Consider the following 8,986-nt stretch of genomic DNA (forward strand, 5'->3'; position numbering starts at 1 on the left):
CATGGCGTCGTACGGCGCCAGCAAGGCGGGTGTCGAGATGCTGGCCCTCGCGTATCGCCAGGAGGTGGCGCACCTGGGCGTGACCGTGGGGCTGGTCCATCCGTCCTGGATCGACACCGATCTCGTCCGCGGCGCGGAGGCGGACCTGCCGTCCTTTGCGGCGATGCGCCACCGGTTGCCGTACCCGGGCAATGTCACCACCAGCGTGGACGACGCAGCCGCGGCCATCGTCGATGCGCTGGTTCATCGACGGTCACGGGTCTACGTGCCGCGTGCGGTCGTCGTTGCCAACTGGGCGCAGGGGCTGCTCAACTCCCCCGTCGCCTGGCCGTGGATGCGTCGGTTCGCGGCCCGGACCGTGCCCACCCTCGAGCGCGAGGTCGACGTCCTCGGGCGCAACGATCAGCTGGTCCCGTAGCGGCTCAGTGCCGCCAGGTGGGAGGCCAGGGCGCGTTCTCTGGTGTCGCCGAGGCCGACGCAGAACGTCACGCCCATGGGGACGAGCACTTCGGTCACCGGGTCCTTGAACTCGATGAAGTGGTCGGCCAGCTCGAGGCTGACGTAGCCGTGCACGAAGCTCCAGACCGAGGCCGCGATGACCTCGGGCTCGGCGGGGGAGATCCGCCCTGACTCGACAAGGCGGGCGCAGGCGGCGGTGACGTGCGCGTAGGCAGCCTGGAAGGCCGGGGAGTGGCCGCTCAGGCGTGATCCTGCGCCCGCTGCCGGCCGGTAGGTCGCCCGGGTCGAGAGGCCGAACATCAGGTCATAGAGGTGCGGGTTGGCCTGCGCGATCTGGCGGCACCGCGTCGCCATGGTGAAGAGATCGGTCACCGGGTCCTCGGTGGCGGGGACGTCGGCGAAGGCGCGGCGGAACTCCTCGAAGCCATGGTCGGCAACGGCGCTGACGAGCTCGGGCACGCCGCCGAAGTGGCTGTAGACCACCATCGTCGACAGTCCGCAGGCGGCAGCCACGGACCGCACCTTGATGGCGGAGGGTCCCTCGTCGGCGAGCAGCGTCACCGCGGCCGCCACCAGTCGCTCGGGCACGCTGCCGGAGATCTCGTCCACTGCCATGTCGCCGATGCTTTCACTCGTGGGCAGGATCACCCTTGTCGCCTAGCTATAACTTCGTTATTCTAGCCGAACAGGACAACGAAAGCAGGCGTCATGGCAGAGAAGGAAACGGGCCACCTCGAAGTCGAGGACCGCGGAGCGGTGGTCGTCGTACACATTGCAGGCGGGCCCCGCCAGGTGTTCGGGCCAGACATCGCGGCGGAGCTGGAGACGCTGGTCGATCGCGTGGATCGTGATCCGGACATCCATGCCGTGGTCTTCACCGGATCGCACCCCGATCGTTTCGTCAGCCACGCGGAGGTCCGCTGGTTGCAGGAGGGCGGTGCCGCTGTTCCGGCCGTAGGGCGCCGCGGTGCGTCCGCCCTCGCGCGCACGGCGTACGGCGTCAACAAGGCCAGTGCGGCGTTGGCCCCTGCGCTGCGCAACACGCCGCTGTGGCCTGCAGTCGAGCTCGAGAACCTGCACCAGACGTTCCTGAGGATGAACCGCAGCGGTGTCATCTTCATCGCCGCGCTCAATGGATCGGCGCTGGGCCTGGGCGCCGAGTTCGCGTGGGCCAACGACCTGCGCGTGATGGCCGAGGGCGACTTCTTCATCGGCCAGCCCGAGGTCCTGCTCGGCATCATGCCCGGCGGTGGTGGAACCCAGCGGCTGACCCGCCTGATCGGCACCCACCGCTCGTTGGTGGCGATCCTGGAGGGCAAGCCGTTCACGGCCGCGGAAGCACTGGCGCTCGGCGCGCTCGACGACGTCGTACCGCAGGACGAAGTGCTGGATCGTGCCCTGGAGCTGGCCGCTCACTTCGGATCCCGGCCCCGGGAATCGGTGGCGGCCATCAAGCGCTCGGTCTACCTCGGCGGCTCCATGTCGCTCGAGGACGGGCTGCACGTCGAGCGCACCGAGTTCCTGCGGCAGGCGCTGTCGAAGGAGGGCCAGCGACTGATGCTGGAGTACATGGCCCAGACCGAGGCGACCGGCGAGCTGCCGCTCTACGCGGAGGACACCTTCGACCGGGCGATCGCCGACGGCGCGGTCTCCTTCGGCCAGCGAGAGGCAGTGACCCGATGAGCACGCACACCTTCACCCGCCACGACGTCCGGTTCGACTCCTCCGGCGACGACTGCGCGGCTTGGCTGTACCTGCCCGACGGCGTCACCTCGCCGCCGGTCGTCGTCCTCGGCCACGGGCTGGGTGCCACCCGTGACATGCGCCTGGACGCGTACGCCGAGCGCTTCGCGCAGGCCGGGATCGCTGCCCTCGCCTTCACCTATCGCCACTTCGGCGACAGCGAGGGGAGCCCGCGGCAACTGTTGTCGATCAAGCGCCAGCTCTCCGACTGGGACGCCGCGCTTGACCACGTGCAGACGCGCGAGGACGTCGATCGCAGCCGGGTCGCGGTGTGGGGCAGCTCCTTCGGTGGCGGTCACGCCATCACCGTCGCCTCCCGGCACCCGGAGCTCAGCGCCGCCATCGCGCAGTGCCCGTTCACCGACGGGCTGGCCTCGGCGCGAGCCCTCGGTCCCCGAGGGACGATGAAGGTCCTGCCGTCGGTCGCACGTGACGTGGTCGCCGCTGCGCGCGGTCGCGCGCCCGTCACCATTCCGCTGGCAGCCAGGCCCGGAGCACTCGCGCTGATGAACGCGCCGGACGCTCTCGACGGCTACCTGGCCCTCGTCCCGCCCGGCGGCACCTTCGTCAACGAGGTCGCCGCCCGGGTCGCCCCGACCATCACGACGTATCGCCCCGGCAAGGTCGTCCGCCGGGTGGTCCCGCCGATCCTCTTCTGCATCACCAACCAGGACACGGTGACCCCGGCCGCCGAGACCCTGGCCTACGCGCAGACGGCGCCGCGCGGCGAGATCAAGGAGTACGACGCCGGCCACTTCGACATCTACCTGGGCGACGCGTTCGAAGCAGTCGTCGCCGACCAGGTCGATTTCCTGTCGCGTCACCTGCTGGGGGCGTGATCCTCGTGCACCTCGCTTCCGTTCCCGACGACCGCGCCCGTCGCGACCCCCAGGGCCGCGCTGTCTCTGACGCGACAGGATCCCTGACCAATGCCGACCTGCTGCACCACGTGGCGGCAGCAGCAGAGCACCTGCTGGACCTCGGTGTCGGGCCGACCGATGTCGTGGCGCTCAAGCTGACCAACCGGATCGAGTTCGTCGTACTCCTCTTCGCGGCCTGGCGAGTGGGCGCGACCGTCACTCCCGTGAACCCGAGCCTGACCGACGCCGAGGTCGCCCGGCAGCTCGACGACGCGAACGCTCGCCTCCTCGTCGTCGAGGAGGAGCCGGCCACGGAGTCGACCATCGCGACCCTGTCTGTCGACAACCTGCGGCGCACGCCGCAGCACGCGATTCCTGCTGCGGAAGTGCCGGAAGACGCGCTCGCCCTGCTCATCTACACCAGCGGGACCACGGGCGTGCCCAAGGGCGTGATGCTCGACCACGCGAACCTCCAGGCGATGGTCGAGATGGGGCGGCTGGGCCTCGGTGTCGGCGCCGATGACCACTGCCTGCTGATCCTTCCGCTGTTCCACGTCAACGGCATCGTGGTCAGCGTGCTGCTCCCGCTCGCGACCGGTGCGAGCGTCGTGATCGCGAGCCGGTTCAAGCCCCACACCTTCTTCGACCTGGTCGAAGCCGAACGGCCGACGTACTTCAGTGCGGTGCCGACGATCTACGCGATGCTCGCGGCTCGTCCGGCGGAGCTCGCGCCCGACACGTCATCGGTGCGGTTCGCCATCTGCGGTGCCGCGCCCGCTTCTGCCGAGCTGTTGGAGCGCTTCGAGAACCGCTACGGCTTCCCGCTGATCGAGGGCTACGGCTTGTCGGAGGCGACCTGTGGGTCGACCATCAATCCGGTCGGAGGCCCCCGACGAGCGGGCACCGTGGGAGTCCCGTTCCCCGGGCAGGACGTACGCATCGTCGACCCCGACGGAGTCGAGGTTCCGCGGGGGACTGCAGGCGAGGTCGTCGTCCGAGGCGCGAACGTGATGCGCGGCTACCTGGGGCGTCCCGAGGAGACGGCCAGGGTCATCGTCGACGGCTGGTTGCACACCGGCGACGTCGGACAGCTCGACGCCGACGGCTACCTGACCCTCGTCGGTCGGTCGAAGGACATGATCATCCGCGGCGGCGAGAACATCTATCCCAAGGAGATCGAGGACGTGTTGTCCGCTCACCCTGCCGTGCTCGAGGCCGCCGTCATCGGTGTTCCTGATCCGGTCTGGGGCGAGGTCGTCGTCGCGTACGTCGAAGCGGCTCCCGGGCACGACATCGACACCGACGACCTCAAGCGCCACTGCGCCGCCGAGCTGAGCGGCTACAAGCGACCGGTCGCGCTCCACGTGCTCGACGCGCTGCCTCGCAACGCCGTCGGCAAGATCGCGAAGCCCGTGCTGCGCGCCGGCGCTGCGCACCCCACCGAGACCATCGAGAACCCTGCACAGAAGGCTGGCTGACATGAAGGCATTCGTCGTCGAGAAGTACGGCAAGGACGGCGTCCGCGCGGCCGACGTACCCGAACCCGTGGTCGGGCCGAAGGACGTCCTGATCCGGGTTCGCGCCGCGAGCATCAACCCGCTGGACAAGATGGTCCGCAATGGCGAGTTCAAGCAGCTGCTCAAGTACAGGACGCCGTTCGTGCTCGGCCACGACCTGGCAGGTGTGGTGGCCCGCGTCGGCAGCGACGTCCGTTCCTTCAAGGTCGGCGACGAGGTCTACGCGCGACCACGCGACCTCCGCATCGGCACCTTCGCGGAGTCCATCGCGGTCGACCAGGCCGACGTCGCGCTGAAGCCGGTCAGCCTCACGATGGAGGAGGCAGCGGCCGTGCCGCTCGTCGCGCTGGCGGCATGGCAGGCACTGGTCGACGTGGCAGAGGTGAAGCCCGGCCAGAAGGTCCTCGTCCACGCCGGTGCCGGCGGTCTGGGCTCGACCGTCATCCAGGTCGCCCACCACCTCGGCGCCCACGTCGCCACCACCGCGCGTGGGGACGAGGCCGACAGGCTCAGGGCCCTCGGCGCCGACGAGGTCATCGACTACCGGACAGCGGACTTCGCCGACGTCCTGTCGGGGTACGACGTCGTCATCGACTCGCTGGGCGGTGAGAACCTGACGAAGTCCCTCACGGTCCTCAAGCCCGGTGGACTGGCGATCAGCGTGGTCGGTCCTCCCGACCCCGCGTTCGCGTCGCAGCTCGGCCAGCCGGTGTTGAAGCCGGTCATGGCGGTGCTGGGTCGCAAGGTGCGGGCGCAGGCCAGGAAGCTCGGCGTCCGCTACTCGTTCTTCTTCATGCGCGCCGACGGCGCCCAGCTCGCCGCCCTGGCCACGTTGTACGACGCCGGGGTGCTGAAGCCCGTGCTCGACCGCACCTTCGAGTTCGAGCGGACCCTCGACGCGCTTGCCTACGTCGAGCAGGGCAAGGCCAACGGGAAGATCGTCGTCACCATCGAGGAGACACCGTGATCGGGACCCGGTCGGGAGCTGCCGCGATCGAAGCGCCGACCCGGCGGATCGAAGCGGCCGGAACCCACTTCGCCTACCGGGACTTCGGGCCCACGTCGGGAACCCCGGTCGTCTTCCTCCACCACTTCACCGCGGTCATCGACGACTGGGATCCGCGCGTCATCGACGGCGTTGCGGTCGAGCGAAGGGTGATCATCTTCGACAACCGGGGGATCGGTGGGTCCGGCGGCAGGACGCCGACCACGGTCGAAGCGATGGCCGACGACGCGATCGCCTTCATCCGTGCGCTCGGCCTCGGGCCCGTCGACCTGATGGGGTTCTCGCTCGGCGGCTTCGTCGCCCAGGCCATCGTCGAACGAGAGCCGGGCCTGGTTCGTCGCGTGGTGCTCGCCGGTACCGGACCTGCGGGTGGTGCCGGCGTGGGTGAAGCCAACGCCCGGATGCTGGGCGATGCGCTGCGCGGCCTGATCACGCTGAGCAACCCCAAGCCGCTGCTGTTCTTCACCCGCACTCCGAGCGGCAAGGCGGCGGCCGCGGCGTACATGCGCAGGCTCGGTGAGCGCACCCACGACCGCGTCCGTCGTACGACGCCTCGCGGCGTCGCCGCGCAAGTGGTGGCCGTACGCCGATGGGGCTCTCGCGCGCCCATGGACCTGGGCTCGATCGAGCACCCGGTGCTGGTCGCCAACGGAGAGGACGACCGGATGCTGCCGACCCGCAGTTCCTTCGACCTCGCCCACGAGCTCCCGAACGCGACGTTGCGGATCTATCCCGACGCCGGCCACGGCGGGGTCTTCCAGCACCACGAGCGGTTCGTGGCGGACCTGCTGGCGTTCCTGCGCTGACGGCGCCGATCCCGTCGTCGATTAGTTGACTGGCGATCGTAATATTACGGACGGCAGGTAATCGACTACGCTGACCGGACGATCCGGACGGAGGGGGAGCCATGGCGCGCTACGGCAAGGAACACAAGGACGCCACGCGGCAACGCATCGTCGAGTCGGCAGGTCGCCGGTTCAAGCAGGGCGGTATCGACGGCTCCGGGATCGCCACCTTGATGGCCGACGTCGGACTGACCAACGGCGCGTTCTACGCGCACTTCGATTCGAAGGACGATCTCGTCGCCACGGTGGTGGCCGACGAGGTGCGAGCCCAGGCCCGGGCGATCAGTGCGTTGCCGGCAGGCAAGGCGGGCATCGAGCAGTTCATCCGCGACTACCTGTCCCCGGAACACCGGGACAACGCCGAGGTCGGCTGCCCATCGGCGGCGTTGCTCGACGAGATCGTGCGGACCGACGACGCTGCGCGCCAGGGCTACACCGCTGGTGCCGCATCGATCATCGACGAGATCGCGTCCCGTCTGGCCCCGCGGAACCCGATGGCCGGGCGGGGTCGGGCCATCGGACTCTTTGCACTGCTCGTCGGCACCCTGCAGCTGTCGCGAGCGCTCGCCGACCCCGACCTCTCCCTGGAAGTCCTCGAGCGAGGCATCGAGAACGCGGGCACGTTCCTGCGCTGAGCCGCAGCCCGGTGGCCGGGGTCACGAGCTGAAGGGTTGCGCTGCCATTGGATTACGATCATAATATGATGAACGTAATCCAATGGCGCGTCAGGAGCACCGATGTCCCCGCTCAGCGAACCCCTTGATCTCCCGTGCGGCGTACGGCTGCCCAATCGCATCGCAAAGGCAGCACTCAGCGAGGCGCTGGGTGACGCCGGCAACTCGCCCGACGAACGGCTCGTCACGCTGTACCGCCGGTGGGCCCAGGGCGGCTACGGACTGCTCGTCACCGGCAACATCATGGTTGACCGCAACCACCTGGGGGAGCCCGGCAATGTCGTCATCGACGACGACCGGGCACTCGCGCAGCTGACGGCGTGGACGAAGGCGGCCCACGACGGTGGGGCGGCGATCTTCGCCCAGCTCAACCACCCGGGTCGGCAGTCCAACCTGCTGGCCGTCGGGCACAAGCCGGTCGCCCCCAGTCCCGTGCCCCTGGCCATGCCGGGCGCGGCCACGCCCCGCGAGCTGACCGGTGCCGAGATCGAGGACATCATCGACCGGTTCGCCCTTGCCGCCGCGGTGTGTGAGGACGCCGGCTTCGACGGCGTCCAGCTCCACGCGGCTCACGGCTACCTGGTCACCCAGTTCCTCTCGCCCCTGACGAACCTGCGCACCGACGAGTGGGGCGGCACTCCGGAACGACGGATGCGCTTCCTGCTCGAGGTCGTCCGGCGGGTCCGGCAGCGGGTGAGCCCGGGCTTCGCGGTGGCCGTGAAGCTGAACTCGGCCGACTTCCAGCGCGGCGGCTTCTCCGAGGAGGACTCGCGAGCCGTGGTGGCCGCACTGGCCGCCGAGGCCGTCGACCTGATCGAGGTCTCCGGTGGGAACTACGAGTCTCCTGCGATGGGCGGCTCCGCTGCCTCCTCCACCCGGGCGCGGGAGGCCTACTTCCTGGAGTACGCCCAGTCGGTGCGTGCTCAGGCCGGCTCGGTGCCGATTGCCGTCACGGGCGGCTTCCGAACGCGCTCGGCCATGGAGGACGCCATCACGGCCGGCGACTGCGACCTCGTCGGCATCGCCCGACCCACGGTCACCGCCACCGACTCCGCTGCGCAGCTCCTCGACGGGCGATCCGACGCCCTGACGACTCACGAGATCCAGGCCGGCCTGCGCGGGATCCTGGGCCGCCTCACCGACCTGAAGGCCCTCGACGGGTTCTTGAACATCAGCTGGAACGTCGACCAGCTGCACCGATTGGCGCGCGGCCTCGAGCCGGACCTGGATCGTGGTCCGCTGGCGACGGCCGTGGCCATGGTCCGCCGCAACGGGCGCGTGTCCTTCCGGCCCAAGCGAGGCACGGCATGACCCGGGCGTCGTACGACCTGACCGACAAGGTCGTCCTGATCACCGGCGGCAACGGTGGCATCGGGGCGGCGACCGGGCGGGAACTCCTGCGCCGCGGTGCGCGGCTCGTGATCGCCGACATCGATGCCAGGACTCCGGAACGTTCGGCGGCCCTGGACGCTGACCGGGTCCTGGGCTGCGTCGCTGACGTCCGGGACCGATCCTCGCTGGACCTCGTCGTGCAGCAGGCGGTCGACCGCTTCGGGCGTGTCGACGTCGTGATGGCCAATGCCGGGCTGCTGGCCAAGGCGGCGACGTTGCGCAACACGCCGATCGCCGACGTCGAGGCCACCTTGGCAGTGAACGTCACGGGAGTCGTCAACACAGTCGCTGCCGGCATGGACCAGGTGATCGCCAACCGGGGCCAGATCGTGTTGATCAGCTCGGTGTTCGCGTTCGTCAACGGGATGGGGACGATCCCGTACGCGATGAGCAAGGCCGCCGTCGAGCAGCTCGGCCGCGGACTCCGGCTCGAGCTCGCCGACCACGACGTGTCGGTGCTCACCGCCTACTTCTCGCTCGTCGACACCGA

The 8,986-nt window shown here is 69.5% G+C and carries 10 protein-coding genes; 9 read left to right on the forward strand and 1 reads right to left on the reverse strand.

From position 1 onward, the window contains the following. On the forward strand, positions 1 to 418 hold a 418-nt coding region (locus tag ACOADB_RS11940), incomplete at its 5' end, for an SDR family NAD(P)-dependent oxidoreductase (RefSeq protein ID WP_378598520.1). On the opposite strand, the gene ACOADB_RS11945 is transcribed toward ACOADB_RS11940, so the two are convergent. Next, positions 403 to 1,074: a TetR/AcrR family transcriptional regulator gene (locus ACOADB_RS11945; protein ID WP_378598522.1), complete on the reverse strand. Its 672-nt coding sequence runs from the start codon at positions 1,072 to 1,074 to the stop codon at positions 403 to 405. The genes ACOADB_RS11940 and ACOADB_RS11945 overlap by 16 nt on opposite strands. A gap of 93 nt (positions 1,075 to 1,167) precedes the next feature. Between ACOADB_RS11945 and ACOADB_RS11950 the strand changes: the two genes are divergently transcribed. The 8 genes from ACOADB_RS11950 to ACOADB_RS11985 all read left to right on the forward strand — a co-directional run. Continuing rightward, positions 1,168 to 2,142 (forward strand): enoyl-CoA hydratase/isomerase family protein, encoded by a 975-nt coding sequence (locus ACOADB_RS11950; RefSeq protein WP_378598525.1) that lies wholly within the window; start codon positions 1,168 to 1,170, stop codon positions 2,140 to 2,142. After that, complete coding sequence (locus tag ACOADB_RS11955; protein WP_378598528.1) at positions 2,139 to 3,041, forward strand: alpha/beta hydrolase; 903 nt, start codon at positions 2,139 to 2,141, stop codon at positions 3,039 to 3,041. Before ACOADB_RS11950 ends, ACOADB_RS11955 begins: the two co-directional genes overlap by 4 nt. After that, positions 3,038 to 4,540 carry a class I adenylate-forming enzyme family protein gene (locus ACOADB_RS11960; protein WP_378598531.1) on the forward strand — a complete coding sequence of 501 codons (1,503 nt, stop codon included), beginning with the start codon at positions 3,038 to 3,040 and terminating at the stop codon, positions 4,538 to 4,540. Before ACOADB_RS11955 ends, ACOADB_RS11960 begins: the two co-directional genes overlap by 4 nt. A gap of 1 nt (position 4,541) precedes the next feature. Then, positions 4,542 to 5,546, forward strand: a complete 1,005-nt coding sequence (locus tag ACOADB_RS11965; RefSeq protein WP_378598534.1) for an NADP-dependent oxidoreductase — start codon at positions 4,542 to 4,544, stop codon at positions 5,544 to 5,546. Next, a complete protein-coding gene (locus tag ACOADB_RS11970) occupies positions 5,543 to 6,391 on the forward strand; it encodes an alpha/beta fold hydrolase (RefSeq protein ID WP_378598537.1) in 849 nt (282 codons plus the stop codon). Before ACOADB_RS11965 ends, ACOADB_RS11970 begins: the two co-directional genes overlap by 4 nt. A 101-nt stretch (positions 6,392 to 6,492) precedes the next feature. Next, positions 6,493 to 7,065, forward strand: a complete 573-nt coding sequence (locus ACOADB_RS11975) for a TetR/AcrR family transcriptional regulator (RefSeq protein WP_378598540.1) — start codon at positions 6,493 to 6,495, stop codon at positions 7,063 to 7,065. A gap of 102 nt (positions 7,066 to 7,167) precedes the next feature. Continuing rightward, positions 7,168 to 8,415: an NADH:flavin oxidoreductase/NADH oxidase family protein gene (locus ACOADB_RS11980; RefSeq protein WP_378598542.1), complete on the forward strand. Its 1,248-nt coding sequence runs from the start codon at positions 7,168 to 7,170 to the stop codon at positions 8,413 to 8,415. Continuing rightward, a partial coding sequence (locus ACOADB_RS11985; RefSeq protein WP_378598544.1) for an SDR family NAD(P)-dependent oxidoreductase occupies positions 8,412 to 8,986 on the forward strand: 575 nt, incomplete at its 3' end. The genes ACOADB_RS11980 and ACOADB_RS11985, both read left to right, overlap by 4 nt.

The organism is Nocardioides sp. CPCC 206348 (genome assembly GCF_048654705.1).
Lineage (GTDB): Bacteria > Actinomycetota > Actinomycetes > Propionibacteriales > Nocardioidaceae > Nocardioides.